Annotated in this window: 30 protein-coding genes; 13 read left to right on the forward strand and 17 right to left on the reverse strand. The window is 68.2% G+C overall.

What is annotated here, in order from left to right:
* Nucleotides 1–62 precede the first annotated feature (62 nt).
* The gene (locus tag AC0662_RS32850; protein ID WP_478305518.1) at nucleotides 63–1,253 is read left to right on the forward strand and encodes an MFS transporter; all 1,191 of its coding nucleotides are present in this window, start codon (nucleotides 63–65) and stop codon (nucleotides 1,251–1,253) included.
* A complete protein-coding gene (locus AC0662_RS32855) occupies nucleotides 1,250–2,068 on the forward strand; it encodes an aldo/keto reductase (RefSeq protein WP_478305520.1) in 819 nt (272 codons plus the stop codon). The genes AC0662_RS32850 and AC0662_RS32855 overlap by 4 nt, the downstream gene beginning before the upstream one ends.
* 11 nt (nucleotides 2,069–2,079) lie before the next feature.
* Here the strand turns inward: AC0662_RS32855 and AC0662_RS32860 are convergent, their stop codons facing one another.
* Nucleotides 2,080–3,195 carry a hypothetical protein gene (locus tag AC0662_RS32860; protein ID WP_478305522.1) on the reverse strand — a complete coding sequence of 372 codons (1,116 nt, stop codon included), beginning with the start codon at nucleotides 3,193–3,195 and terminating at the stop codon, nucleotides 2,080–2,082.
* 107 nt (nucleotides 3,196–3,302) lie between these two features.
* Between AC0662_RS32860 and AC0662_RS32865 the strand changes: the two genes are divergently transcribed.
* Nucleotides 3,303–4,004: a TetR/AcrR family transcriptional regulator gene (locus AC0662_RS32865; protein ID WP_478305524.1), complete on the forward strand. Its 702-nt coding sequence runs from the start codon at nucleotides 3,303–3,305 to the stop codon at nucleotides 4,002–4,004.
* Here AC0662_RS32865 and AC0662_RS32870 read toward each other — a convergent pair.
* Genes AC0662_RS32870 through AC0662_RS32880 form a run of 3 tightly spaced genes read right to left on the reverse strand, consistent with a single transcriptional unit; the run spans nucleotide 4,001 to nucleotide 7,376 of the window.
* Nucleotides 4,001–5,299: a dihydrolipoamide acetyltransferase family protein gene (locus tag AC0662_RS32870; RefSeq protein WP_478305526.1), complete on the reverse strand. Its 1,299-nt coding sequence runs from the start codon at nucleotides 5,297–5,299 to the stop codon at nucleotides 4,001–4,003. The genes AC0662_RS32865 and AC0662_RS32870 overlap by 4 nt on opposite strands.
* Entirely contained in the window at nucleotides 5,296–6,261 is a 966-nt protein-coding gene (locus AC0662_RS32875) for an alpha-ketoacid dehydrogenase subunit beta (protein ID WP_478305580.1), read from the reverse strand. The genes AC0662_RS32870 and AC0662_RS32875 overlap by 4 nt, the downstream gene beginning before the upstream one ends.
* A gap of 26 nt (nucleotides 6,262–6,287) precedes the next feature.
* Nucleotides 6,288–7,376, reverse strand: a complete 1,089-nt coding sequence (locus AC0662_RS32880; protein ID WP_478305528.1) for a thiamine pyrophosphate-dependent dehydrogenase E1 component subunit alpha — start codon at nucleotides 7,374–7,376, stop codon at nucleotides 6,288–6,290.
* 201 nt (nucleotides 7,377–7,577) lie between these two features.
* On the opposite strand from AC0662_RS32880, the gene AC0662_RS32885 reads away from it, so the two are divergent.
* Entirely contained in the window at nucleotides 7,578–8,066 is a 489-nt protein-coding gene (locus AC0662_RS32885) for an Lrp/AsnC family transcriptional regulator (RefSeq protein ID WP_478305530.1), read from the forward strand.
* Here the strand turns inward: AC0662_RS32885 and AC0662_RS32890 are convergent.
* Nucleotides 8,063–9,016, reverse strand: a complete 954-nt coding sequence (locus AC0662_RS32890) for a LacI family DNA-binding transcriptional regulator (protein ID WP_478305533.1) — start codon at nucleotides 9,014–9,016, stop codon at nucleotides 8,063–8,065. The genes AC0662_RS32885 and AC0662_RS32890 overlap by 4 nt on opposite strands.
* A 79-nt stretch (nucleotides 9,017–9,095) precedes the next feature.
* On the opposite strand from AC0662_RS32890, the gene AC0662_RS32895 reads away from it, so the two are divergent.
* A complete protein-coding gene (locus tag AC0662_RS32895; protein WP_478305535.1) occupies nucleotides 9,096–10,409 on the forward strand; it encodes a Gfo/Idh/MocA family protein in 1,314 nt (437 codons plus the stop codon).
* Here the strand turns inward: AC0662_RS32895 and AC0662_RS32900 are convergent.
* Genes AC0662_RS32900 through AC0662_RS32915 form a run of 4 tightly spaced genes read right to left on the reverse strand, consistent with a single transcriptional unit; the run spans nucleotide 10,347 to nucleotide 12,846 of the window.
* Nucleotides 10,347–10,898 carry an AAA family ATPase gene (locus AC0662_RS32900; RefSeq protein WP_478305537.1) on the reverse strand — a complete coding sequence of 184 codons (552 nt, stop codon included), beginning with the start codon at nucleotides 10,896–10,898 and terminating at the stop codon, nucleotides 10,347–10,349. The genes AC0662_RS32895 and AC0662_RS32900 overlap by 63 nt on opposite strands.
* Before the next feature lie 10 nt (nucleotides 10,899–10,908).
* Complete coding sequence (locus AC0662_RS32905; RefSeq protein ID WP_452193050.1) at nucleotides 10,909–11,367, reverse strand: nuclear transport factor 2 family protein; 459 nt, start codon at nucleotides 11,365–11,367, stop codon at nucleotides 10,909–10,911.
* Between the two features lie 13 nt (nucleotides 11,368–11,380).
* Nucleotides 11,381–11,797 (reverse strand): VOC family protein, encoded by a 417-nt coding sequence (locus tag AC0662_RS32910; RefSeq protein WP_478305539.1) that lies wholly within the window; start codon nucleotides 11,795–11,797, stop codon nucleotides 11,381–11,383.
* Between the two features lie 44 nt (nucleotides 11,798–11,841).
* Nucleotides 11,842–12,846 (reverse strand): magnesium and cobalt transport protein CorA, encoded by a 1,005-nt coding sequence (locus AC0662_RS32915; RefSeq protein WP_452193047.1) that lies wholly within the window; start codon nucleotides 12,844–12,846, stop codon nucleotides 11,842–11,844.
* Nucleotides 12,847–13,010: 164 nt separating this feature from the next.
* Here AC0662_RS32915 and AC0662_RS32920 point away from each other — a divergent pair, with 164 nt between their 5' ends.
* Nucleotides 13,011–13,973 (forward strand): 2-hydroxyacid dehydrogenase, encoded by a 963-nt coding sequence (locus AC0662_RS32920; protein ID WP_478305541.1) that lies wholly within the window; start codon nucleotides 13,011–13,013, stop codon nucleotides 13,971–13,973.
* 40 nt (nucleotides 13,974–14,013) lie between these two features.
* Here the strand turns inward: AC0662_RS32920 and AC0662_RS32925 are convergent, their stop codons facing one another.
* Together AC0662_RS32925 and AC0662_RS32930 are read right to left on the reverse strand one after the other, a co-directional pair.
* Entirely contained in the window at nucleotides 14,014–14,553 is a 540-nt protein-coding gene (locus AC0662_RS32925) for a DUF2231 domain-containing protein (RefSeq protein WP_478305543.1), read from the reverse strand.
* 70 nt (nucleotides 14,554–14,623) lie between these two features.
* Nucleotides 14,624–15,508, reverse strand: a complete 885-nt coding sequence (locus AC0662_RS32930) for an RNA polymerase sigma-70 factor (RefSeq protein ID WP_478305545.1) — start codon at nucleotides 15,506–15,508, stop codon at nucleotides 14,624–14,626.
* A gap of 165 nt (nucleotides 15,509–15,673) precedes the next feature.
* Here AC0662_RS32930 and AC0662_RS32935 point away from each other — a divergent pair, with 165 nt between their 5' ends.
* The gene (locus tag AC0662_RS32935) at nucleotides 15,674–16,162 is read left to right on the forward strand and encodes a carboxymuconolactone decarboxylase family protein (protein WP_452193041.1); all 489 of its coding nucleotides are present in this window, start codon (nucleotides 15,674–15,676) and stop codon (nucleotides 16,160–16,162) included.
* Nucleotides 16,163–16,254: 92 nt separating this feature from the next.
* On the opposite strand, the gene AC0662_RS32940 is transcribed toward AC0662_RS32935, so the two are convergent.
* Both AC0662_RS32940 and AC0662_RS32945 read right to left on the reverse strand, forming a co-directional pair.
* Complete coding sequence (locus tag AC0662_RS32940; RefSeq protein WP_452193039.1) at nucleotides 16,255–16,779, reverse strand: DinB family protein; 525 nt, start codon at nucleotides 16,777–16,779, stop codon at nucleotides 16,255–16,257.
* Between the two features lie 69 nt (nucleotides 16,780–16,848).
* Nucleotides 16,849–17,259, reverse strand: a complete 411-nt coding sequence (locus tag AC0662_RS32945; protein WP_452193038.1) for a VOC family protein — start codon at nucleotides 17,257–17,259, stop codon at nucleotides 16,849–16,851.
* Nucleotides 17,260–17,379: 120 nt separating this feature from the next.
* On the opposite strand from AC0662_RS32945, the gene AC0662_RS32950 reads away from it, so the two are divergent.
* The 4 genes from AC0662_RS32950 to AC0662_RS32965 all read left to right on the forward strand — a co-directional run bounded on the left by AC0662_RS32950 (nucleotide 17,380) and on the right by AC0662_RS32965 (nucleotide 22,062).
* Entirely contained in the window at nucleotides 17,380–17,754 is a 375-nt protein-coding gene (locus tag AC0662_RS32950) for a VOC family protein (protein ID WP_387769979.1), read from the forward strand.
* Between the two features lie 447 nt (nucleotides 17,755–18,201).
* Nucleotides 18,202–19,035: an SGNH/GDSL hydrolase family protein gene (locus tag AC0662_RS32955; protein WP_478305548.1), complete on the forward strand. Its 834-nt coding sequence runs from the start codon at nucleotides 18,202–18,204 to the stop codon at nucleotides 19,033–19,035.
* 66 nt (nucleotides 19,036–19,101) lie between these two features.
* Nucleotides 19,102–19,866, forward strand: coding sequence for an SGNH/GDSL hydrolase family protein (locus AC0662_RS32960; RefSeq protein WP_478305549.1), 765 nt, complete (start codon nucleotides 19,102–19,104; stop codon nucleotides 19,864–19,866).
* A gap of 300 nt (nucleotides 19,867–20,166) precedes the next feature.
* Nucleotides 20,167–22,062 (forward strand): heparinase II/III domain-containing protein, encoded by a 1,896-nt coding sequence (locus AC0662_RS32965; RefSeq protein ID WP_478305551.1) that lies wholly within the window; start codon nucleotides 20,167–20,169, stop codon nucleotides 22,060–22,062.
* 172 nt (nucleotides 22,063–22,234) lie between these two features.
* Here AC0662_RS32965 and AC0662_RS32970 read toward each other — a convergent pair whose 3' ends face one another.
* Nucleotides 22,235–22,819, reverse strand: coding sequence for a mycothiol transferase (locus AC0662_RS32970; protein ID WP_452193032.1), 585 nt, complete (start codon nucleotides 22,817–22,819; stop codon nucleotides 22,235–22,237).
* 63 nt (nucleotides 22,820–22,882) lie between these two features.
* On the opposite strand from AC0662_RS32970, the gene AC0662_RS32975 reads away from it, so the two are divergent.
* Complete coding sequence (locus AC0662_RS32975) at nucleotides 22,883–23,371, forward strand: DUF2199 domain-containing protein (RefSeq protein ID WP_452193030.1); 489 nt, start codon at nucleotides 22,883–22,885, stop codon at nucleotides 23,369–23,371.
* A gap of 9 nt (nucleotides 23,372–23,380) precedes the next feature.
* Entirely contained in the window at nucleotides 23,381–23,851 is a 471-nt protein-coding gene (locus AC0662_RS32980) for an NUDIX hydrolase (RefSeq protein ID WP_452193029.1), read from the forward strand.
* Nucleotides 23,852–23,853: 2 nt separating this feature from the next.
* Here the strand turns inward: AC0662_RS32980 and AC0662_RS32985 are convergent, their stop codons facing one another.
* Genes AC0662_RS32985 through AC0662_RS32995 form a run of 3 tightly spaced genes read right to left on the reverse strand, consistent with a single transcriptional unit; the run spans nucleotide 23,854 to nucleotide 25,484 of the window.
* On the reverse strand, nucleotides 23,854–24,519 hold the full coding sequence (locus AC0662_RS32985; RefSeq protein ID WP_452193027.1) for a hypothetical protein: 666 nt from the start codon (nucleotides 24,517–24,519) through the stop codon (nucleotides 23,854–23,856).
* 27 nt (nucleotides 24,520–24,546) lie between these two features.
* Nucleotides 24,547–24,930 carry a hypothetical protein gene (locus AC0662_RS32990; protein WP_452193026.1) on the reverse strand — a complete coding sequence of 128 codons (384 nt, stop codon included), beginning with the start codon at nucleotides 24,928–24,930 and terminating at the stop codon, nucleotides 24,547–24,549.
* The gene (locus AC0662_RS32995) at nucleotides 24,927–25,484 is read right to left on the reverse strand and encodes a GNAT family N-acetyltransferase (RefSeq protein ID WP_452193024.1); all 558 of its coding nucleotides are present in this window, start codon (nucleotides 25,482–25,484) and stop codon (nucleotides 24,927–24,929) included. Before AC0662_RS32995 ends, AC0662_RS32990 begins: the two co-directional genes overlap by 4 nt.
* Nucleotides 25,485–25,590: the final 106 nt, after the last annotated feature.

Raw genomic sequence — 25,590 nt, forward strand, 5'->3', positions numbered from 1 at the left:
TGTGCAACTATCGCGCACGCCGGTAATAGTCACAAGACTACATTCAAAGGAGAGAACAGCCCATGCCCGCGGCTCTGCTCGCACTGGCTATCGGTGCTTTTGGGATCGGGACCACCGAGTTCGTCATCATGGGGCTCCTGCCCGAGGTCGCGACCGACTTCGGCGTCAGCATCCCGTCCGCCGGTCTCCTCATCTCCGGCTACGCCCTCGGCGTCGTGGTCGGCGCCCCGCTACTCACCGCGATCGGCTCCAAGGTCTCCCGCAAGACCGTGCTGATCGCGCTGATGGGTGTCTTCATCGCCGGCAACCTGGTCTCCGCCGTCGCCCCGTCGTACGGCGTTCTGATGACCGGGCGGATCGTGGCGGCGCTGGCTCACGGAGCGTTCTTCGGGGTCGGATCGGTCGTGGCAGCGTCACTGGTTCCGAAGGCGAAGCAAGCCAGTGCGATCGCATTGATGTTCACCGGACTGACGGTCGCCAACGTTCTCGGCGTACCGGGTGGGACTGCGCTCGGACAGCAGTTCGGGTGGCGGTCGACGTTCTGGGCGGTGACTGCGCTCGGAGTGATCGGGCTGCTCGGCATCGTGTTCCTGGTGCCCAAGCAGAGCACTGTGGAAGGACCGGGGCTGCGTGGTGAGCTGGCGGTCTTCAAGAACGTGCAGGTGTGGCTGGCGCTGGCTATGACCGCGCTCGGGTTCGCTGGGGTGTTCGCGTCGTTCACCTACATCGCACCGATGATGACCGAGGTCGCCGGCTTCTCTGCTGATGCCGTGACCTGGCTGCTGGTGCTGTTCGGCGCCGGACTGGTCGTCGGCAACCTGCTGGGCGGCAAGGCAGCGGACCGGTCGCTGATGCCGAGTCTGTACCTGATCCTGGCACTACTAGCCGCCGTGCTGGTCGTGTTCGTGTTCACTGCGCACGCCAAGCTCCCGTCTGCTGTGACGATCGCGCTCTTCGGAGCCGCCGGGTTCGCCACGGTCGCTCCGCTGCAGAAGCGCGTGATGGACAAGGCGACGGGCGCTCCGGCGCTGGCGTCGGCGGCCAACATCGCCGCCTTCAACCTCGGCAACGCAGTCGGCGCGTACCTCGGTGGACTCACCATCGAGCGCGGGCTCGGCTACACCGCACCCAACTGGGTAGGCGCCGCGCTGGCCGTGTCCGGTCTGCTCGTCGCCCTCGTCTCCGGCCTGCTGGACCGCCGCCACACCAGCCAGGCCGCTCCTGCACTAGTACTAGAAGGAAGCCACCGATGATCCCCACCGTGAAACTCAACAACGGCGTCGAGATGCCCCAGCTCGGGTACGGCGTCTTCCAGGTCCCGAACGACGAGACGGCGACCGCCGTCACGCACGCACTCGACGCCGGGTATCGCAGTATCGACACCGCGGCGGCGTACCAGAACGAGGCGGGCGTCGGTCAGGCGCTCGCAGCGTCCGGCATCGACCGCAGCGACCTGTTCATCACCACCAAGCTGTGGAACGCGGACCAGGGCTACGACTCCACGCTGAAGGCTTTCGACACCAGTCTGTCGTTGCTGGGCCTGGAGTACCTCGACCTGTACCTCATCCACTGGCCGACGCCGGCCCGCGACCTGTACGTCGACAGCTGGCGCGCGCTGGAGAAGCTGTACGCCGACGGCCGCGTCCGCGCGATCGGGGTTTCCAACTTCCAGCCCGACCACCTCGACCGGCTCTCCGGAATCACTCCGGCGGTGAACCAGGTCGAGCTGCATCCGTACCTGCAGCAGGACGCCGTACGCACGTACGGGCGCGACTTCGGCATCCGCACCGAGGCCTGGAGCCCGCTGGCGAAGGGCGGCACGCTGCTGTCCGAGCCGGTCATCGAGACCCTCGCCAAGGAGTACGACCGCACGCCGGCCCAGATCGTCCTTCGCTGGCACCTCCAGCTCGGCAACATCGTCATCCCGAAGTCCGTCACCCCGTCCCGCATCCGCGAGAACCTGGACGTCTTCGGCTTCACCCTCACCGACGACGACCTCGCCACCATCACCACCTTGGACCGCGGCGAGCGCACCGGCCCTGACCCGGACACCTTCAACGTCGCCTAGTGCAACGTCGCCTAATACTTGGCGTAGAAGCGTGAGACTGCGTGGAAGGACTTCTTCGGGAGCCAGTGGTACGGCGAGGCGGGGTTCGTGTCGTCGTGGCGGAGGGTCTTGCAGAGGCTGAAGGCTGCGATGTCTTCGTCGTGGGGACGGTCGTGGGGGCGGTGTGGCGCGTCGGATGAGATGAAGGTGTACGGCGACGCGCCGAGGAAGCCTTCCGCGGTGAAGACCTCCAGCATGTTCTCCAGGTGGTCCGCCTGCTCCAGCTCGTCGCGCACGTACTGCGGCGGGATGACCGGGACGTCGCCGCTGTAGTCGACGATGTCCCACCCCATCCCGCCCAGCTCGGCCGCGCCGGTGAACGTGCAGCACCCGAACTCCAGGATCAGGATCGGCTTGTTCCACCGGCGGAACGGCGCCAGCTCCTTCGCGTGGTCGGCGCGGCGCGCATGGTACGAGTAGTAGTCGAGCCCGACGATGTCGAACAGCGACCAGTCCACCTGCTCGAGATCCGACGCCGCGCCGTACGTGATCCGCCCGTGGAAATTGCTGCGGGCAACCTTCACCGTCCGGGCCGTGAACGCGCGGAACTTCCGCTGCAGCTCGGCCATGTCGAACTCGCCCTTGGTCAGGTACTCGGCCCGCTCGAAGAACGTCTCCCCCGGCACGATCCCCGGCGTGAACAGCATGAACTCGCACCCGACCACCAGGATCACCTCCCGGTCGTACCGCTGCCGCAACCGCTCCGCCTCGACCGCGACCACCCGCAGCTTCTCCAGCTCCGCCGCCTGCGGCTCGTCGAACGACCGCGGCTGGATCGACACCGTCAGCCCCGCCTCGAGCGCCACCGTCGCCGTCTCGATCAACCGCTGTACGTCGCTGCCGTAGATGCTGACCCAGTTGGCGTGCAGCCGATGCCGGATGGCATGGATCTCGGCGCGCATCGTGCTGTGCCGCCAGCGCGCCCGGCTGTCCTCCTCGGCCGGTCCACCGCCGGTGTCGTAGGCGACACCTTTCAGCTCGAGTCCGCGACGCACGCCCGCCGAGGCCATCGGGGTGCTGGTGACACTCGCCGCCGCGACCGCGAAGAGTCCGAGAAGAGTCGCGCGCTTCACCTGGGGATTCGTCATGTCTCTCAGACTTCCGCGACGGGGCGCCCACGTCGTCGTACCGAAGGTTCCGGACCGGCCGACTTTCGTTGGTAAAACACTGTCTCCGGATCTGACACACTGTTTCAGTGCGAGAAGCGGATCGGCGGACGGTGCTCGGATCGGTGTGGCTGCGGGACGACGCTGAGCCGACGAAGAGCCGCCTGAGCAGGCAGGACGTGGTCACGGCGGCGATCCGGGTGCTGGACCGCGACGGCCTCGACACGTTCTCGATGCGGGTGATGGCGACCGAGCTCGGCGTCTCCGCGACGTCTGCGCTGTACTGGCGGATCGCGAACAAGAACGACCTGCTCGAGCTCGCGGTCGACGAGATCCTCGAGCCGGCGCCGCCCGAGGAACACGGCGATTGGCGCGACCAGGTCACGGTGGTCATCCAGGCGGCGTACCAGGCGTTGTGGGAGCACCCGTGGGCCGCGCAGTTGCTCCCGTCGCACGCCGGACTCGGGCCGAACTACAACGCGCTGACCCACCGGGTCGAGGGGATCCTGGCGCGGGCCGGCTTCAAGGGCACCCATCTGGACGCGGCGGTGTCCGCGATCTTCCACTACTTGATCGGCTCCGCGGTGACCGACTCCGCCTGGCTGACAGTGGTACGGCGCAGCGGGATGAACGAGACGCGGTGGGCCGGCGCATCGGCCGATCGGATGGGCGTCGACGCCACCCACCTGGCCGCCTACCTCAACCGCGGCGGCCAGGCCGGCCCGGAGGCACGATTCGCCTCCGGGCTCCGGGTGATCCTGGTCGGGCTCCGACCGCGCCAGCTGTCCTAAAGATCGGCGAAGGCTGAGACCGGGTTCTCGAAAGCGTCGGCGACGAAGCGAAGGAAGGCTGCCGCCGTGCCGCCGTCGCAGACGCGGTGGTCGAAGACCAGCGACAGCTGGGTGAGTTTGCGGACCGCGAGCTCACCGTCGACGACCCACGGGCGGTCGATGATCCGCCCGACGCCGAGGATCGCGACCTGCGGGTGGTTGATGATCGCCGCGCTGCCGTCGACGCCGAAGCTGCCGTAGTTGTTCAGCGTGAACGTCCCCGACGTCAGCTCGTGCTGCGTCAGCTTGCCGCCGCGTGCGGAGGTAGTCAGCCGGCGGATCTCGGCGTCCAGACCGCGCGTGGTCAGCGCGTGCGCTCCCGCGACGGCCGGAACCATGAGACCGCGGTCCGTCTGCGCCGCGAGGCCGAGGTTGATCCCGTCGTACTGGACGAGTTCCTCGCGCGCGGTGTCGACGTACCCGTTGAGTTCCGGGTACTTCTGCAGGCCGGCGACCACGAACCGGGCCATCAGGGCGAGCAGGCCCGGGCCTTGGTCCGTTGCTGATCGCAACGATTCGCGGAGTTCGATCAGCGCGGTGGCGTCGACGTCGACCCAGGTGGTCGCCTCCGGGATCTCCGCCCGGCTGCGGGTCAGCGTCGCCACCACGGCCTTCCGGAACCCGCTCATCGGCGTACGCCGCAACTCGGGCAACCCAGAACGATCGACCGGCGCGGGCGTCCCGACCGGCGCCGGCGTTTCGACCGGCGCGGGCTTCTCGAAGCGGGCCGCGATCGCCTGCTCGACATCGCGCCGGACGATCAGCCCGCCCTCACCGGAGCCGGCGAGCGTCCTCAGATCCACGCCGGCGTCGCGCGCGAGCCGACGTACCAACGGCGAGATCACCAACGGCACCTTGCGGGTTTCCTTCGTCTCGCCGGGCGGCACATTGTTTCCGGAAACCACACGCGGTTTCCGGCGGCGGCCCGAGGACCCCGTTTCGGTGGTGCCGTACCCGACCAGCACGTTGCCCGACCCGGCCTTCTCCTCCTCGCGGTACGCCGCCCCGTCGGGCTGCGTCACCGATTGGGCGACCGTGATCAGCGGCTTGCCGACCGGGACCGTCGTACCGGGCTCACCGTGCAGCTCCTCGATCACACCGGCGTACGGCGACGGCAGCTCGACGATCGACTTCGCCGTCTCGACCTCCGCGACCGGGGTGTCGACGTCGACCACGTCACCGACCTTCACCAGCCAGCGGACGATCTCTGCCTCGGTCAGCCCTTCACCGAGGTCGGGGAGCAGGAACGTGTTCACGAGTCCTCCCACTGCAGGTCGTCGACCGCGTCGAGGATCCGGTCGACGCTCGGCAGCTGGTACTTCTCCAGCTTCGGCGGCGGGAACGGGATGTCGAACGCGGTCACCCGCCGCACCGGCGCGGCCAGCGAGTGGAAGCACTTCTCGGTGACCCGGGCAACGATCTCCGACGACACACTCGCGAACCCGCTCGCCTCCGCGACCACCACAGCCCGCCCGGTACGCCGTACCGCCGCGCACACCGTCTCGTCGTCGAACGGCACCACCGAGCGCACGTCCACGACAGTCAGCTGCCGCCCCTCGGCCGCCGCAACCTCGGCGGCCTCGAGCGCGACCGGCACCGCGGGCCCGTACGCGATCAGCGTCGCGTCCGCGCCGTCCCGCCGTACGACGGCCGTCCCGATCCCCGGCTGCGTCTCGGTGAGGTCGACCTCTTCCTTCGCCCAGTAGAGCTTCTTCGGCTCCATGAACACGACCGGGTCGGGGTACTCGATTGCCTTGCGCAACAAGGCGTACGCGTCCGCGACGGTCGCCGGCGTCACCACGATCAGACCGGGGGTGTGCGCGTAGTAGCTCTCCGAGGAGTCGCTGTGGTGCTCGACGCCGCCGATGCCACCGCCGTACGGGATCCGGATCACCATCGGCAGCTGCACGCGGCCGCGGGTCCGGTTGCGCATCTTGGCGACATGCGAGACGACCTGCTCGAACGCCGGGTACCCGAACGCGTCGAACTGCATCTCGACCACCGGGCGCATCCCGTTCATCGCCATCCCGACCGCCATCCCGACGATGCCGGCCTCGGCGAGCGGGGTGTCGAAGCAGCGGTTCTCGCCGAACTCGGCGGTCAGCCCGTCGGTGATCCGGAAGACGCCGCCGAGCGCGCCGACGTCCTCACCGAACATCACCACGGAGTCGTCGGCCCGCATCGCGTCCCGGAGCGCCTGGTTGAGCGCCTGAGCCATCGAGATCTTCACGTGCGTCACGGCGATCAGGCCTCCTCTCGGGCGAGCTCGTCGCGGAGGAACGCGGCCTGCTCACGCAACTGCTGCGTCTCCTCCGCGTGCAGGTACGCGAACAGATCCGCCGGGTTCACCTCGGGCTCCGGCATCAGCCCCTCGCGCAGCCGGCCCGCGACCGCCACGGCCCCGGCCTCCGCGCGCTGCCGTACGTCGTCGTCCAGCCAGCCCTGCTGCTCGAGGTACGTCGTGAGTCGCCGGATCGGATCGCGGTCGAGCCACGGTGCGACCTCGGCGTCCTCGCGGTACCGGGTCGCGTCGTCGGCGTTGGTGTGCGCCTGGACGCGGTACGTGTGCGCCTCGATCAGCTGCGGTCCCTCGCCGGCGCGGGCCTTCTCGACCGCTTGCCCGAGGACCGCGAGCAGACCGGCGAGGTCATTGCCGTCGGTGCGTTCGCCGGGGACGCCGTACCCGATGCCCTTGTGGGCGAGGGAGGGCGCGGCGGTCTGCTTGGCGAGCGGGACGGAGATCGCGTACTCGTTGTTCTGGACGAAGAACACGACCGGCGCGTGGAAGACGGCCGCGAAGTTCAGCGCCTCATGGAAGTCGCCCTCGCTCGTGCCGCCGTCGCCGACCAGGGCCATCACGACCGTGTCCTCGCCCTTCAGCCGCGCCGCGTGCGCGACGCCGACCGCATGCGGGAGCTGGGTCGCGAGCGGGGTCGACTGCGGAGCGACCTTGTGCTCGTACGGGTCGTAGCCCGAGTGCCAGTCGCCGCGGAGCAGCGTCAGCGTGTCGATCGGGTCCACGCCGCGGCTCACGATCGAGACCGAGTCGCGGTACGTCGGGAACAGCCAGTCGCCGTCCCGCAGCACCATCGTGGCCGCGATCTGACAGGCCTCCTGACCGAACGACGACGGGTAGACGGCGAGCCGGCCCTGGCGCACCAGAGCACTCGCCTGATCGTTGAACCGGCGGCCCTTGATCAACTGTGTGTAGCCGTCGAGCAAGGCTTCCTTGGTGGGCAGCCGGTACGACGGGTGGTCATGCGGTACGCCGTTCTGATCGATCAGACAGACGGGTTCCGCGGAGGGGAGCAACTGCTCCTCGACGGAGCTCATCGACGTCCTCGCTTCGCTCCGGGCGCCGATGAGGCGCGAAGTGGACTGTGTTTGATGGTGAACTCGCTTCGCTCGCTCACGGGACCCTCCTGCGCAGGAGACGGACGGTAGCCACATCGTCGTCCCTCCTGGCCAAGTTGTTCCATAGCTGGAAGAATTGAGAGACGTTTGGCAGCAGTCTCAGGCGAGGAGGTCGTGCGGATGTCCGACGAGGTGATGGTCCATCGGGCCGGTCCTGGACAGATTGTCGTCGCTCCGGCGCTGGACGAGATCGACCGGAAGATCATCGAGGCGCTCGGGCGGGACGGACGGCTCTCGATCCGCGCCCTGGCCGACGAGGTGCACATCTCCCGGGCGAACGCGTACGCCCGGGTCGAACGCCTCACTCAGACGGGCGTGATCACCGGTTTCACGGTCACGGTGGACCCCTTGAAGCTCGGCCTGGCAACGTCGGCGTACGTCACGCTCAGTCTCCGCCAAAGCTCCTGGCGAAGCCTGCGCAAACAACTCCAGGCGATCCCCGAGATCAAACACATGGCGCTGGTCGGCGGAGACTTCGACGCCATCCTCCTCGTCCGCGCCGCCGACAACGAAGGCCTCCGCCGCCTCGTCCTAGAAAAACTCCAAGCCATCCCCGAAGTCCTAGCCACCCGCACAGCCCTCATCTTCGAAGACGTGGGGACGCTCTAACAGCCGCAGGATTTGCGGAGGATTAGGTCGGTGGGGACGGTGAGGGCCTCGATGGACTGTTCGCCGGCGATGAGCCGTTGGACTGCTTCTCGGGCGAGGGCTTCGACGGGCTGGCGGACGACGGTTAGGGGTGGCCAGGTGTATTCGGCTTCGGGGGTGCCATCGAAGGCTGCCAGTGCGACGTCCTCGGGGATTCGCACGCCTGCCTCGTGGAGTGCTCGCAGTACCCCGATGGCTTGCAGGTCGGAGCTTGCGAAGATCGCGGTGGGGTTGGCGGCGAGTAGCGTCTGCGCGGCGCGGTAGCCGCCTTCGCGGGAGAACGTGGTGCGGACGATCGGGCCCTCCGGCAGACCGGCGGCTTCGAGCGCGTCGCGCCAGCCGAGTTCGCGTTCGGGGTGACCGGCGCCTCCGATCACCAGACCGATCACGCGATGCCCGTGCGACACGAGATGCTCGACGCCGCGCCGGGCGCCCTCGCGGTACGCCGGCCGTACCGAGCTCACCGCCTCCAGCGACCGGTTGATGGCGATCACGGGCACGCCCTCCACCGACGGGTCCGCACTCGGCGCGACCAGGACCAGCCCGCTGACCTGCCGCGCGAGCAGTTCGCCGATCTTGGCGCGCTCGATCTCCGGATCCCCGTCCGCGCTGGTCTGCAGTACGACGTACCCGCGGGCCGCCGCCTCCTTGTCGATCGCCTTCGCGAGCTCCGCGAACAACGGGTTCCCGCCGTCCGGCGTGATCACGCCGAACGTCCGCGTGGTCCCCATCCGGAGCGCCCGCGCGGTCGCGTTCGGCCGGTACCCGAGCACGCGGATCGCCTCCAGCACCCGCTCACGGGTCTCCGGCGCGACCTTCCGCGGCCCCGCGTTCACCACGTAGCTGACCACCGCGGTACTGACCCCGGCGTACTCCGCCACGTCGTTGCGCGTCACCGGCTCCTTGGACATGGAAGCGATGGTACGACGGTTGACCCCGTGGAAAGCGATTGCTAGCGTTCTGGATCTACACGAGTAGAAGGAGTCTGCCGTGCCCAGACGTTATGCAGTCGCCGGAACCGGATCGCGGGCGCAGTCCTACGTCCGCGCGATTCTCGAGCGCCCCGACGACGCCCAGCTCGTCGCCCTCCTCGACCCGAACCCGGGCCGCCTCGCCTTCCACCAGCGGAAGCTCGTGGACCTCGGCGCTCCCGAGCTCCCGCAGTACGGCGCCGACGACCTGGAGCGGATGGTCAAGGAGCAGTCCGTCGACCGCGTGGTGGTGACCAGCCCGGACTACACGCACGCCACCGTGATGGCGCGGCTGCTGCGCGCCGGCGCCGACGTGATCGTCGAGAAGCCGCTGACGATCGACGCCGAGGGCACCCGCCAGATCGTCGACGCGATGAACGAGTCCGGCAAGTCCGTGGTCGTCACGTTCAACTACCGCTACTCGCCGCGGAACAGCGCGCTCCGGCAGCTGATCCAGGACGGCGAGATCGGTCAGGTCACCAGCGTCGAGTTCCAGTGGGTGCTGGACACCCGGCACGGCGCGGACTACTTCCGCCGCTGGCACCGCGAGAAGAAGAACTCCGGCGGCCTGCTGATCCACAAGGCGTCCCACCACTTCGACCTGGTGAACTGGTGGATCGCCTCCTCGCCGACGCGCGTGTTCGCGTCCGGTGGACTCGCCTTCTACGGCGACGAGAACGCGGCCGCCCGCGGCCTCGGCGAGCGTCCGGCGCGCGGCACGATCGATGGTTCCTCCAACGACCCGTGGCTGCTCGACCTGCGCACCGACGACACGAACCGGCAGCTCTACTACGAGAGCGAGAAGTACGACGGGTACCTGCGCGACCAGGACGTGTTCGCCCCGGGGATCACGATCGAGGACAACATGTCCGTGATCGCGGAGTACGCGAACGGTGCGCGGCTGAGCTACTCGCTGAACGCGCACTCGCCGTGGGAGGGGTACCGCGTCTCGGTCAACGGCACCGAGGGTCGCGCCGAGCTCGAGGTGATCGAGCGGGCCGCGGTCGTCGACGACCAGATCGACCCGAGCTACCCGTCCGACCGGGTGATCGCCGGCGACGTCCGCGCCAACGGTGAACGACTGGTGCTGCAGAAGCACTGGGCCACCGCGGTCGAGGTCGAGATCCCCCGTGGTGAGGGCGGTCACGGTGGTGGCGACCGACTGATCTACCAGGACCTGTTCGTTGGTCCGGGCAACGATCCGCTGGGCCGCGCCGCCGACGTCAACGACGGCGTCCGCGCGGTCGCGGTCGGGATCGCCGCCAACCAGTCACTCGCGACCGGCCAGCCGATCGTCGTCGCCGACCTGAACCTCGGCGGCTGGAAGTCGTAGTCCGGTTGCCGTGAGGATCTGCTGGACGGTGGCGTCGAGCGTGCTCGATTCGTCGATGACCGTTTCGCGTGGCTGTTCCAGCAGGTCCTTCGGCCGGTACCAGTCGGCCATGTCCGTGGCGGTGAAGGCGTTCGCCTTGTCGCGCGTCGCGTGCCGGCGGACCGTCTCGTCGAACGGGATGTCCAAGTAGTAGAAGAAGTGGTCCGCGTGGTCACGGGCGAGCTCGGCCAGCATCGCGCCGTACCGGATCGTCGGCAGGATGCCCTCGACCACGGTGTGGAAGCCGCGGTCGAGCGCATGCCTGGCGAGCTGGCCGATCGCCTCGATGTTGGCGCCGCGCGGATCGTCCAGCTCCTGGAAGATGATCCGGCGTACGTAGTCCTGCTCGATGTAGGCGATGCCGTGCCCGTACGCGGCGCGGATTCCTTCCACGATCGAGCTCTTGCCGGAGCCGGAGTTGCCGCGGACGACGATCAGGCGGGGTTCCATCCGTGATGGTCTAGTCGGTCGCGGACCGGAGGTGCTTGCTGATGTCGCCGACCAGGCGGATGTTGACGACCCGCTCCGCCCAGTGCCACGAACCGTCCCGCCGGACGAAGCGGTCCCGGTAGCGACCGGCCGCGATCAGCTCCGGTACGTCGTCCGGCACCGCCTGCAGGACCGTCACGTACGACCGCGCGAACGCCTCGTCGGAGCTGGAGTCGTCCCACTCGATCGCGATGTTGGTCGTCACGTGCTGCGTCCGCGGTGTACCGTCCGGGTAGACGATCAGCGTGTCCCGGAACCACTGCTCGATCTCCGCGCGCCCGACGAGCGGGGCACCACTTCCGCAGTACGTCGCATCGGCCAGGAGCTCGCCCACGCCGGCGAAATCACCGTCGTCGACGAGTTCGGCGTACCGGAGGATGAGGTTCTCGATCTCCCGGCCGTCCGCCGGAGCGATGGGTCCAAGGGCCACGGGTCGGACTGTACTACCAGTCCGCGGGGAGGCCCGGGCGATGGGTACCGAAGGTCCATTCGTAGCCCTCGGGGTCCGCGACGCGGCAGCGGTAGTTGCCCCACTTGGAGAGTTCCGGCGCCCAGACCGGCTCGGCGCCGGCCGCGATCGCCTGCTCGTACATCGCGTCGATCGCTTCCTGGGTGTCGAGGACGATGTACATCCCGTGTCCGACGGTCTCGCCCTTGCGGGCCGGGCGGTCGTAGCCCTCCTGGTCGGTGAACAGGGTGAACGAGACCCCGTCGTACCGCATCTCGGCGTGCATGATGCCGCCGTTGCCGTCGGGGACCTCCATGGTCGTCTCGAAGCCGAAGGCCTTCTCCAGCCAGCGGAGCGCGGCGACCGCGTCCCGGTAGGCGAAGTACGCGTGCAGAGTTGCTGTGTTCGTCATGTCTCCAGCATCGGTTGGGTAGCGGACGGGGGCTGGCCGCTACCTCAGGCGACTTGCCGTCTGGCGGCTCGCTGGCGACGGACCCAGAGGAGCAGCAGGACAGCCGGTACGACGAGTCCGCCGATACCGAGAACGAAGAAGTCCCACGCGGAGCCCAGGCGATCGACCAGCCAGGCGAAGTTCTGCCCGAAGAAGCCGGTGACGAAGGTCAACGGCAGGAACACCGTGGCGAGGACGGTCAACTGCTCGATCGTCGCGTTCTGCCGCACGCTGACCTTCGTCTGCTCGACACCGATCACCGCCATGTTCGCCTCTAGCACCGTGGCCAGCAGGTCACGCTGCGCAGCGACCTCTTCGTTCACCAGGACCAGGTGGTCGTGCACGTCCCGGAAGTACGGCAGCAGCGAGGTGTCCCGGGCATCACGCTCCAGCGTCGCGAGTACGGCGATCAGCGGGTGGACCGCGCGATAGAAATCGGTCACCTCGCGGCGCAGGAAGTAGATCCGCTCGGTCGGGGCGACGGTGCCGGCGAACACCGTCCGCTCGACCTCCTCGATATCGCGCTCCAATTCGGCGACGACCGGGGTGTACCCGTCCACCACCTGGTCGAGGATCGCCCACAGCACCGAACTGGTCCCGCACTCGAGCAGTTCGGGGCGCTGCTCGAGCCGGAGCCGGGCACCGTGCAGATCGCTGGCCACCCCCTGACGGACGGTGATCACGAACGCCTGCCCGACGAACACGCTGACTTCCCCGAAGTCCACCTCCTCACGCTCGTCGTCGTACCGCGCGGTGCGCAGGATGACCAGCCGGACGTCGCCCTCGTAGGGCTCGACCTTCGGGCGGAGGTGGAACGTTTGCGCGTCCTCGACGGCCAGCTCGTGCAGACCGAAACTCTCCCGGACCTCGGCGAGCTCCTCGGCGCTGGGCTCGTACATCCCCAACCAGACGAACCCGCCCGCCCGGCAGCTCGCGGCGGCATCGGCGACGGACATCGCCTCGACGTGCTGGCGGCGTCCGTCCCGGTAGTAAGCGCAGTCGATGATCATGGTGGCCTCCTGTTCTGATCGTCGCCGTTCCGGCCGCGGAGGCAACAGGTTCCGGCGGGAAAGCCGCGGTGAACTTCGCCGGGTCGGCAGAGTTCCTGTCCAGGGCCTGAGAAATGCTGGTCAAGTTCCTGGTCCGGCCCGCGACGGTCGATGAGGATGAACGCATGGGACTACCAGTCGTGCTGATGCCAGGACCGATGAACGAAGCCGTCGCCGCCGGGTTGGACGGTCACTGCGAGCTGATCCGGCTCTGGGAGGAGCGTGACCCGGACGCCGTGCTCGCGGCCCGCCGCGACGAGATCGTTGCCGTCGCCACCGGCGGCACCGCCATCGACGGCCCGTTCCTGGACCGGCTGCCCGCCGTCCGGCTGGTGGCGAGCTTCGGCGTCGGGTACGACCGCATCGACGCGACCGCCGCGGCCGAGCGTGGCGTCGTCGTCACGAACACGCCGGGCGTCCTGGACGACGAGGTCGCCGACACCGCGCTCGGGCTGCTGCTGATGACGGTCCGCGAACTGTCCCGCGCGGAGCGGTACCTCCGCGACGGCGAGTGGGCCGACGGGACGCCGTACCCGTTGACCCGCGCAACGATGCACGGGCGCCGGATGGGCATCCTCGGCCTCGGCCGGATCGGCCACGCGATCGCCGACCGGGTCAAGCCTTTCGGTATCACCGTTGCCTACCACAACAGAAGCCCGAAGGACGTCGAGTACGAGTACTACCCGTCACTGCTCGAGATGGCCGCCGCCGTCGACACGCTGATGATCGTGATCCCCGGCGGCGACAGCACCCGCCACCTCGTCGACGCCGACGTCCTCAAGGCTCTCGGCCCCGACGGCATCCTGATCAACGTCGCCCGCGGCACCGTCGTCGACGAACAAGCCCTCGTCGACGCCCTCCGCACCAACACCATCCTGTCCGCCGGCCTCGACGTCTTCGAACACGAACCCAAGGTCCACCCCGACCTCCTCACCCTCCCCAACGCCGTCCTCCTCCCCCACGTAGGCTCCGCCACCCAACCCACCCGCACCGCCATGGCCAACCTGGTAGCCAACAACCTCCGCCACTGGCTAACCACCGGCACCCCCCTCACCCCCGTCCCCGAGTCAGCCCCACTCCTGAAATAGCTCAGCAGTTAGCTGCGAAGTCCGTGGCCGGGGGATCTGGCTAATCGCTCATCGGGGTTCGCCGGGCGGTTCCGCGGTGTAGAGCAAGGTGCCCGCCGAGGAAGCCTGCGCCCGCGACAACCAGGTTGCCGGCCACGGCGAGCTTCGTGGCGAGGGACTGCCTGCCGCGGAGCCGCGCGACGACGGACCCTGCGAAGAGGAACGTTGCGGTGTCCATGCCGAGCGCGTGGACTGCGCCGATCCTGCGTTCGGCGCCGGACAGTTCGGCCCAGTCGCCGGCGCCTGCGAGAGCGGTCGGCAGAGACGCCAGCAGGCCGAACCCGGTCAGGATCGTCGCCCCGCGGCGCGACTCGGAGCCGCCGGCGACGTCGAGAACGGACGTGGCGAGCCAGCACCCGGCGGTCACGTCGGTCAGCGACGGGTGCAACGAATGACCGAGCACGTCCGTGTGCAGCGGAGTACGTCGTGCCCATTCGATCAACGGCCCGTACACCAGCTCCTGGGCGTGGGCCACCCGTTCGGAGACCGGGCTTTCGCCGACGACCCGAACGACACGCTGCGGCAATGACCTCAACGCCACGCTTCGAACATACGCGCCGACGCATCACTCCTGGAAGCTTCCGGCTTGGAGTCGTTGGCTTCGGGCGGGGTCAGCGGGTGAGGGTGATCTCTTCGGTGAGGTGGGTGAGTTTGGTGGGGTTGCGGACGGCGTAGAGGCCGGCGATGAGGCCGTTGTTGACGTGGAGGACGGTGACGGTGTCGACCTCGTCGGTGAAGCGGAGGAGCATCGCGGGCTGGCCGTTGATGTGGGTGATCTCGAGGTTGCCTTCGGCCAGGCGGTCCACTGCCAGGGCGAGGATGCGGGCCACCTTTTCGGCGCCGAAGACCGGGCGTGGGAGGGCTTGGACCACGCCGCCGCCGTCGCCGAGGAAGACGACGTCCGGGGCGAGGATGTCGACCAGGCCCTGGATGTTGCCGGTGTTGACGGCTCGTTGGAAGGCTTCGAGGGCGTCCCGGGTCTCGTCGGCGGAGACGACCCCGCGCGGGCGCCGGGCAGCGACGTGGGAACGGGCCCGGTGGGCGATCTGGCGGACGGCGTCGGGTTTCTTGTCGACCGCCTCGGCGATCTCGTCGTAGTCGAGGCCGAAGACCTCGCGGAGGACGAAGACCGCGCGCTCGGTCGGTTTGAGGGTTTCGAGCACGAGCAGCATCGCCATCGAGACGCTGTCGGCCAGTTCGACGTCCTCGGCGACGTCGGGCGCGGTGAGCAGCGGTTCGGGGAGCCACGGGCCGACGTACGACTCCTTGCGGCGGCCGAGGGTGCGGAGGCGCTGGAGGGCCTGCCGGCTGGCGATGCGGACGAGGTACGCGCGCTGGTCCTGGACCATGTCGAGATCCACCTTCACCCAGCGCAGCCAGGTCTCCTGGAGGACGTCCTCGGCGTCGGCGGCGGAGCCGAGCAGTTCGTAGGCGACGGTGAACAGGAGGTTGCGGTGGGCAACGAAAGCCTCGGTGGCTCGGTCCGTACCGGTCATGGCTGGCTCCTTGTGCGCGCGTGTGTCACCCACCAGATGCCGCCCGGCCGGCTGCTGTGACAGTTCGGCCGGTATGGCGCTCGTCACGTCCCAGGATCGTCACGGCGGCGCGGGCCGCGGCATCTCGTGTTCGTCCAGTAGATCCCATGAGTGAGGACGACGACGATGGAACCCCGTATCGACATCATGCAGAACGAGCTCGGCACCAAGCTGGCGAAGCGCCTGTTCGCCGTCCACGGTCTGCTGCAGCAGACCGGCCTCTCGCACAGCACGCAGAACCTGGTGATGCTGCGCGCCAGCCAGATCAACGGCTGCGGCAACTGCATCGACATCCACGCGAAGGAAGCGGCGGCCGCAGGCGAGACGGCCACCCGGCTGAACCTGGTCGCGGGCTGGCGGCACTCGACGGTCTTCACCGAGGAGGAGCAGGCGGCGCTCGCGCTGACCGAGGAGGCGACCCGGCTCGCCGACGCGTCCGAGGGCGTCTCGGACGAGACGTGGGCGCGGGCCGCGAAGTACTACGACGAGGATCAGCTGATCGCACTGGTGACGCTGATCGCGATGATCAACGCCACCAACCGTCTCGCCGTCACCCTGAACCAGCTCGGCGGCTCGTACGAGGTGGGCCTGATGACGGCCGCGGTCGGTCAGTAGCCGGGATCCGGGACAGGTTGTAGTGGGTGGAGACAGGTTATTTCAGGTCCCACGCCACCATTACCTGTCCCAAGCCCCGCGTGAAGGCCGGGTCAGGCGGGGGTCTCGTCCGCGGCGGGGAGGTCCCAGATGCGTTCGGTCTCCCACGCGTACTCCCAGGCCTGGATGTCGGGCGGCTCGATGCCGAGGCCGGTGAGGATGGCGCAGACCTGCTCGCGGTGGTGGTTGGCGTGGTTGATCGCCTGGGCGATGAAGATGCCGACGCGGGTACCGCGGGTGTTGTCGTCGACGATGATCACGCGTTCGACGTCGATCGGTTCGGTGAGGAAGACCTCCCACAGCGCGCCGGCCTCGGCGTTCCACCGGCCGAGCGTCTCGAGGTCGGTGGCCGGCTCGGCGTCGACGTACTCGAGGGGCCGGTCGACGATCCGCCGCAGGTAGCTGCCGTCGCAGCGCACGATGTGATCGAGGGTCGCGAGAATTCCGCCGTACGTGCCGACGCCGGTGATCTCCAGCTGGTCGGCCGTGAGGTTCTGGGCGCGGCAGAAGTCGATCAGACTCCCCGTCGCCCAGTTGTTGTGCCGGATGGGGTCGTACAACACGTCATTGAGTGCCATACCGGTCAAGCATGCCGCGCGGGCCTTCCCCAGGGGTACCGATTTTCCCCGGGGGAAGGCCCGTTCGCGTCAGCTTCCGGCGATGTTGACCATCCAGTTGATCCCGAACCGGTCAGTCACCATGCCGAACTCGTCGCCCCACGCCTGCTTCTCGAGCGGGACCGTCACCTTGCCGCCGTCGGCGGACAGCTTCTCGTAGTACCCACGCAGTTCGTCGCCGTCGCCGCTGAGGCTGATCGCGATGTTCTCACCCGGGTTGTACGGCATGCCCTGCGGCGTGTCGGCGGCCATCAGCGTGAAGCCGCTCGGCGTCTCGAGCTGACTGTGCATCAGCAGGTTGTCGTCCTCCGGACCGTGACTGGCGCCGAACTCCTTGAAGGTGTTGGACGCCACCTCGCCCCCGAAGACCCCTTGGTAGAACTCCATCGCAGCACGGGCGTCGCCGTTGAACTGGATGTACGGATTGAGCCGGGATGCCATCGAATCTTCCTTCCCCCAAACCTGGCCGGCCCCCTTGAACCAGCCCTCATGGCGCACAGTAGACCCGCCCGCCGACAGTCCGCGACCCCCTGGATCCGGCCGCGCGGTTAAGGTCTCGGCATGAATCTTCGACACATCACCATCGATGCCTCAGACCCCTACACGCTGGCGAAGTTCTGGAGTACCGTGACCGGCTGGCCGGTCGCCGACGGGGACGTTCCGGGCGACGACGAGGTCCTCGTGGTGGCACCTGCGCCGGTTCCCGGACTGTTGTTCATCAAGGTCCCGGAGGGCAAATCGGTGAAGAACCGGGTGCACCTGGACTGGGGCCCGACCGAGCGCACGCGGGACGCCGAGGTCGAGCGGATCCTGTCCCTCGGCGGCACCGTCCACGAGGACCACCGGGTGCCCGACGGGCGCGGCTGGGTCACAATGAAGGACCTGGAAGGCAACGAGTTCTGCGTCGAACGCAGCGAAGCGGAGCGCGCCGGCTGAGCCCTATCTGAGTCCGGCCTGAGTCCCACATGAGTCCTGGCTGAGTCCCACGTGAGTCCTGCCCGAGTCCGCAGTACCTGCCCCGCCGGTACTGCGGACTCGTCGGTTCAGGATCTCTTGCACTTTCCGGCAAGACCGAAAACCTACCGGTTCCTTGAGTCTTCGGAGATGCTGGACGAATGCAGTGGTGGTGGCGGAGGAAGAAGCAGGCTGCCGCGGAGGGGGAACCGCGGCGGCGCCGGGGTGTGCGACGGGACGAGGTCAAGGATCTCCGCGCGCACCTGACGAGCACGGGGTACACGCTGAAGCACTGACAAAAGCGTGACAACCAAACGCTTGAGGTTGGCGTCTGGAGCACGGGGGCCGATGGGGGCATGCAGCGGGATTCGGGGGTCACCGCGTCATGTGTATGTAGGCAGACGACGACTGAGGCCGGGGGGCGTCGGGATGTTGCAACAAGTTCGGAGACACTCGGGCAACGATGCTCGAGGGCCGCGTGGGTTCTTCGGTTCGCTGGCCGCGATCCTCGTCACGCTGGTGGTGCTGGCGATTCTCGGCGGCCTGTTCGTCGTCCTGGAGCCGCGGACAAAGAACGCCGACACGACCGCCGACGGCACCGGCGCGTACAGCACACCGACGAAAGGCCCCGGGCTGTACGGGTCCGGCTCGCTCGGCCCGTGGCAGAACCTCGTTCGCCGGATCTCGCCCGAGGATCAGATCCGCGAGGTCCTGGCGTTCGACGGCGTCTTCATGTTCGGCGACAGCATCGCCGTACAGGACAGTGCCGCGCTCGAACGTCTGCTCACTGACCGCACCGGCGACTCGATCGCCTTCCATGACTGGTCCGGTCAGCCCGCGTCCGCGGCAGTTGACGCGCTCGAAGAGTGGTCACGTGACTACGGTCTGCCGCAGCGGATCGTGATGGCCGTCGGTACGAACGACATCTTCGACCCGCCGGCGTTCGCAGCGCAGGTCGAACGCGCACTGCGGATCGCCGGACCGGACCGGACGGTGTACTGGGTGAACGTGCACGCGAGCCGCACCAAGGTGTCGCCCGCCGTACGGGACGCGGATCTCACCAACAGCACGTGGATCAATCAGCAACTCGCCGAGGCCGCCGCCCGGCACCCGAACCTGAAGATCATCGACTGGGCCGGATTCCTGCAGACCCAGCCGCACCGGCCGGCGCAGTACCTCCGCGACGGCGTCCACACCAGCGAGCCGCTCGGCCGCAGCGCCCGCAACGAACTGATCGCCGAGGCCCTCCGCACCGGCCGTTGATGGCAACCTGTACGCCGACTTCCGCGTGAACAGATCGGGTACTCCGTTTCCGCGGGAAGGCGAGCCATGTCGCGCACGATCATCCGGGGCTGGTCGACCTCGGCCGCGATCATCGTGGTCCTGACCGCGGTCCTCCTTGCACTGCTGCACTTCGAGGCCCCGACGGCACACGCGAAGGCCACGACGTCGAATACCAGCACAGGAAGCTATGGCTCGGGCACACTCGGTTCCTGGCAGGCGAACAACCGCGTGATCTCCAGCGCCGCTCAGGTCCGCAACGTCGTCGCGACCAACGGAGTCGTCCTCTTCGGCGACAGCATCGCCGTACAGGACGGTGGCGCGCTCGGACGACTCCTCGGACAACAGCTCGGTACGTCGTTCGCGGAGTACAGCTGGGCCGGTCAGCCAACCGCCTCCGCGGTCGACGAGATGGCCGCCTGGGCTCGCACTTATGGGCTTCCGCGCCGGATCGTGATGGCGGTGGGGTCCAACGACATCTTCGATCCGTCCGCGTTCGCCGCCCAGGTCGAGCGTGCGCTCGGGATCGCCGGCCCGCGGCGGACCGTGTTCTGGGTGGACGTGCAGGTGTCGCGCACGGACGAGCCTGCCGCCGTACAGGTCGCCGATCAGCGCAACAGCGAGTGGATCAATCTCCAACTGGCACAGGCGCGAGCGGCGCATCCGAACCTGCGGATCGTCCCGTGGGCCGAGTTCCTCGCGGCGCATCCCGAGCGGCTGCACACCGACCTCCGGGACGGACGCCACACCACGGTGCCTGCCGGGCAGGATGCCCGGAACGCCCTGATCCTGCAGGCGATCCGGCACGGTTGACGTTGCCTTTAAGGGCAACGGAAGCGAAGTTTCCGATCCGAGCAACTTTTTCGGTGGTTCCGCACATCTATAGGGCAGAGGAACCGTTCTGACCTCGGGGGGACCGACGGCGGAGTACTGGACGGGGGTCTGACCGGCGGCATTCGATGCCGGCCGCAACCTTCGCCGATCCGCGGCGCTGCCCGACGTACGACAGCAACTCAGCACAACCCACCTGACCCAAATCCCGGGGATCGCCCGACCCGAATTCAGGTCTAGGCCAGATCAGGCATGCCCGGGAGCATGCGGGGAGGACCCACGATGCCCGCGAGACATCTGCGCACGACCACGACGACGCTACGCCTCACGATCGCCCTGCTCGTGAGTATCGCCGCGATGGCCGTCGCACTGGTGGTCCCGTGGGGCGGGTCCGAGCCCGAAGCGGCCCCGGATCCGACGCTCAGCCACACCCCCGAACCGCCGACCGCGCCGCCGACGCCCGCCCGGAAGAACAGCTACACCTGCCCGGCGTACAGCGGGATCGACCGGGCGAACCCCGTGGCCAACCTGTACCGGGACACCTACACCTGGGGTACGACGCCGCCGACCAAGATCGGGGACGGCAAGGGCAACATCAACTGGCGGGTGAACCCGGACAAGAACCCGAGCTGGTACATGTGGCTGCACTCGCTACGTTGGCTCGGGCAAGGAATCAACGCCGCGGCGAAGGGCGACAAGCAGGCCCTGCAACGGGTCAGCGCGATCGCACACGACTGGGTGAACGACAACCCGTACTCGTGGAAGTCCGACGTCGGCGCTTACGAGTCGACGATGCACCGGACCAACGTGCTGATCTGTCTGCGGCAGGCGGTGCTGTCGGGGCTGCACACCGGGCAACTGCCGCTGACGTACGCCTGGCTGGACAAGGCGCTGCTGGACCACGCCTGGTTCCTGCAGAAGAACTGGAGCGGTGACTGGAACCACGGCACCGACGAGAGCCTCGCGCTGTTCGGCATCGGGTGCACGCTGATGCGCGACGATCTGAAGAAGGTCGCGGTCGATCGGCTGACCGGTGCGATCAAGACCTCGATCGACACCCAGGGTTCGACCAACGAACAGTCGACGGCGTACGCGCAGTTCAACTACGCGCTCTGGGGGCGCGCGGCCGACGTACTGCAGAAGTGCGGCGTCGACCCCGGTACGACGATCATGGCGCGCCGGCGCGAGCTCGCGAAGTGGCTCGCGCTCGCCACCAACTCCCTCGGGAACCTGCCGCAGATCGGCGACTCCGAGGTCGTCCGCACCGTTCCGGTCCCGGGCACGGTCCTCGAGTACGCCGGGACGCTCGGCAAGCAGGGGATCCGGCCGACGCAGCGGGTCGGGATCTTCGACGCCGGGTACATCTTCGGGCGGACCGGGTGGGGCGAGGAGCGGGCGTTCACGCAGGAGTCGACGTACAGCATCCGGTTCGGGCCGTCGCGGAAGTTGCACGGGCACGAGGACCACACGTCGATCACGTACACGTCGCACGGGCGGGACATCCTGATCGACGGCGGGCACTCCGGGTACAAGTGGGACGACTGGCGGAGCTGGGCGAAGAGCCAGTTCTCGCACAACGAGATGACCGTGCAGTCGACCGCGACCGACCACCCGGACACGAAGCTGGTGCGGTCGTCGGTCCGCGACACGTCGGAGTACTACGAGTTGAAGGACAAGCTCGGGGCCGACATCGACCGGACCCGGGACGTGCTCGTGCTGAAGGATCCCGATCTGATGGTGGTGCTGGACCGCGGTACGTCGGCGACGGAGCAGAACTACTCGACGCTGTGGCACCTGCCGGCCGATCAGAAGGTCGTTGTTACCGGCAACGACCGGGTGGTGGCGCAGAAGCCTGGCGATCGGGTGAAGACGACGCTGCTGCAGATCCCGTTCCAGCAGGAGACCACGCCGATCGAGACCGCGACCGGCGAGCAGGACCCGATCCAGGGGTGGCACTACCTGACCATCGACAAGAAGCTCCCGGCGCCGGTGGTGCAGTTCAACCGGTCGGGCCGGAGCGCGAGCATCTTGTCCGTGATCGCCCCGACCCGCGCGAACGCGGCCGTCAGCTACACGACCACCGAGCAGGGCTCCCGCACGCTGCTGACGCTGAAGGTCGATGGGGTCACCACGGTCATCGCGATCTCCCAGGACGGGACGCTGCAGCGGATCAAGTAGGTGAGGCGGACCGCCAGCACTCCACAATCGCCGCGAACGGCCGACGCTGAGCGTGAGGCACGGCCGGAAACGGTGATTGTGTAGTGCTGGCGGTCCGGGCTCAGCGCTTCCTCTCAGGTCAGCGCTGCTTCGCGGTTCAGCGCTGCTTCGCGGTTCAGCGCTGCTTCGCGGTTCAGTGCTGCTTCGCGCCGACGGGTTTCCAGTCGCGGGGCGGGTCTTCGCCGACGCGACCGTCGACGGCTTCGCGGATGAGGTCGGCGTGGCCGGTGTGGCGGCCGTACTCCTCGATCAGGTCGCACACCAGACGACGCAGGCTCGCGTGCTGCCCGTTCGGCCAGCTGATGTCGGCCGGCTGCCCGAGCCCACCGTCGGCGATCGCCCCGGCCAGCGTCTTACGGGATCGCTCGACCGCGCCGTCCCAGAGGGCATAAAGCTCCTCGGGGGTGTTCTCGGCGGCGGAGTTGAACTCCCAGTCGTTGTCGTCGCGCCAGCCGTTCTCCAGCCACGGCCCGTCGAGCGGCAGCCCACGGAACTTCACGGTGAACATGTAGTCCTCGTTCGCCGCGAGGTGCTTCATCAGTCCGCCCAGCGTGATCGACGAGGCCCCGATCCGGGTGTTCAAACCCTCCGCGTCGAGTTCGTCCACCTTGTAGCGGAACGTCGTACGCAACCGGTCCAGGGCACCGACCAGATGGCCGGCCTCGTCCCCCGCCAGCGGCGGCTCCCACCACGGAGATACCCACTCGCTCTCAGTCATGCCGCCACGCTAAACCCCATTCCGGACACTCCCCTTCCGGAACCAGCTCGTCATACTCGACCCATGTCCGATTGCCCCACCTGCGGCCGCTCACTGGATGTCCATGACCGCCACGTCCGCTTCACGCTGCCGACGCCGGTGCTCGACCTCCCGGAACGCGAACTGACCCCCGGCGTCTGGCTGAGTCACCAGACGCCGCGCGAGTCGGTGATGATGCAGGTCCCCGGCGCCGGGCCGTTCGTCCGCGCGCTGCTCCCGGTTCGGCTCGACGGTGGTTACCAGGTGATGTTCGGGGTGTGGCTCGCGGTGCGTCCCGATGACCTGCAGCGTGCGTTCGCGGTGTGGTGGGAGCCGGAGTACGCCGACCTCCACCTAGACGGCATCCTCGCCAACACGATCGAACCGTGGGGCCTCTTCCCCACACAGGCGACTGCGACGGTCCGCAGCCCCGACGAGACGCCGTACATCACCGCTTCGCCCGACCCCGCCCTCACCGAAGTCCTCACCCGAACCTGGCCTCACGACGAAGTTCTGCGCCATCTCCCCGCCTAGGGTGCGTGGATGCAGCGGTATGCGGGAGTGATTGCGCGGCACGGTGGGATGATCGCGTTGGTGCGGGAGCAGTACGACACCTGGGACGCGCCGTACTGGAATCCTCCGAGTGGGGCCGTCGAGGACGGGGAGACGCCGGCGGTCGGTGGTGTGCGGGAGTTGCTCGAGGAGTCGGGGTTGCGGGCTTCGGCGGATGAGCTCGAGCTCGTGTGGACCACTCAGGTTCTGGTTGACGGACGCGTGACGTCGCGGTCCTGGAACTACGTGGTCGACGTGCAGGACCCCGCGTTCGCGATCGATGATCCGGACGGTTCGGTGACCGACGCGCGCTGGTTCGCTGCGCAGGACGCCGTACGGGCGCTGGAGCGGATGCCGTATCCACCGATCGCGGTTCCGGCGGTGGATTACCTGCTCAACGGCGTACCGGGGCGGGATTGGATCTTCACGGTGGACGGCGAGAACTGGAGCTGGGAGGTCTGACCTCAAAGGGTTTTCAGGAGGTGGGCGAGGTCGGGGTCTTTGGTGATGCGCGGGCGGGCGTCTTCGAGGATCCAGGGTTTGAGGGTCGGGGTGATGTCGATGGTGTCCCAGAAGCCGACCGTCACCTGGTTGCCGGCGAGGTCGGACCACCACCAGCTGAACAGGTCCTGCGCATGACGATCGGCCGGCCCGTCGGGGCGGGTGTTCCAGATCGACAACCACTCGGTCAGCGGGATCGGGGTCGTCGCGAGGAAGCTGAGAACGACCCGCGCCTCAGGCTTCGCCGGGTACGACGACAGCGTCGCGGACCACCACTCCCGACAGACCCCGAGTACGGCGTCCCGCTCGGTCCTGGACCACGTCGTCCAACACCCGGCGTCGACCAACCGCAGCGCGACAAGCTCCTCGTCGACGTGCAGGTCGTCGTGGACCAGGAGCGCGAGGAGGCGCGGCGTCAGCTTGCGGTAGAGGTTCGCGAAGTCACCCCAATGATCCGGCACCTCACGAGCCACACTCGCGAGCAGCTCCTCAGGAATCGCTCCCACGGACCCGGCCAGCAGCGCGGCCTCTTCCTCGCTGTAGCAGTACATGCAGTAGTCGCCAAGATCCGCCTCAACCCCGGTCAGCACATCAGCCAACCGCAGCAACGCCCCATCCACCCCATCCATACCGTCGATCCTCCCCCATCCCCGGTGTCACCCCGCGGCCTGCTGGTTCATCCGCCACACGGTCCGCACCACCCAGGTCACGAGCACCACGACGAACACCATCCCGCCCACCGCGACCAACCGCGTCAGCCAGTCCGGGACGACGAGCGCGACCCAACCCAGCATCCCCAACACCGCCAGCGTCCCCGCACCGCCGACGATCGCGGACACGACGATCCGCGTCCGGCTCCACGGTTTCAGCTCGGGCGGGTACTTCGCCTGCCAGTAAACGATGCTGCCCCCGAGCACCGCGGCACACGCCGGCGCGACGGCACCCCGCACATCACCGGACACCGCCAGCCCGATCGCCGCGATCAGACAAGCGCCCGCACTCACCCGGAGCAAGATCTGCAGTCCCCTCACCCGGCTCATGTTAAAGAGAGTCGGACCACCACATTGCGTTTTGCCGAGGTTCGGTTTGCGGCGTACGGCGTGAAGCCCGCGTCGAGGAACGTGCTGAGTACGCCGCGGCCCGGATCACCGGGCATCGTCTTCACGGGATAGGCCTCGACGAGACGGGCACCCGAACTGCGCGCGTACTCGACGGCCGCCTGCACCATCGGCAGCGTCAGACCGCGCCCGCGGTAGCCGGCCTTCACGAAGAGGCAGTTGACGGCCCAGATCGTCTCGTCCTCGGGCTCGTCGATCGGCAGGGTCCGCGAGTTCACGATCGCGGCGTACTCCGTCCTCGGGGCCACCGCGCACCAGGCGGCCGGCCGCGTGTCGAGGTACCCGATCATCCCGACCGGTACGCCGGCCTGGACGAACCCTTCGAGGGCTGCCCGGTTCTCTTCGCTCCCGTTCGCGGCGACCTCGCGGGACGGTAGGCGCCGCGCCATGCACCAGCAGCCGCGCGTCCCGCCGCTGGGCCCGAACAGCTCGAGCAGATCGCTCCATCGCTCCCGGTCGACGGGGTGAACGTCCATCTCCGCAGTCAACCACGCCGCCGGCCTCGTTGACTCGCATCAACCCTTGTCGAGAAGCTAGATCGAAAGTGGTGTCGGCGGCCCTGTCGGATCGCGGGTCCGGTGT

The sequence above is a fragment of the Kribbella sp. NPDC043289 genome (assembly GCF_056436705.1).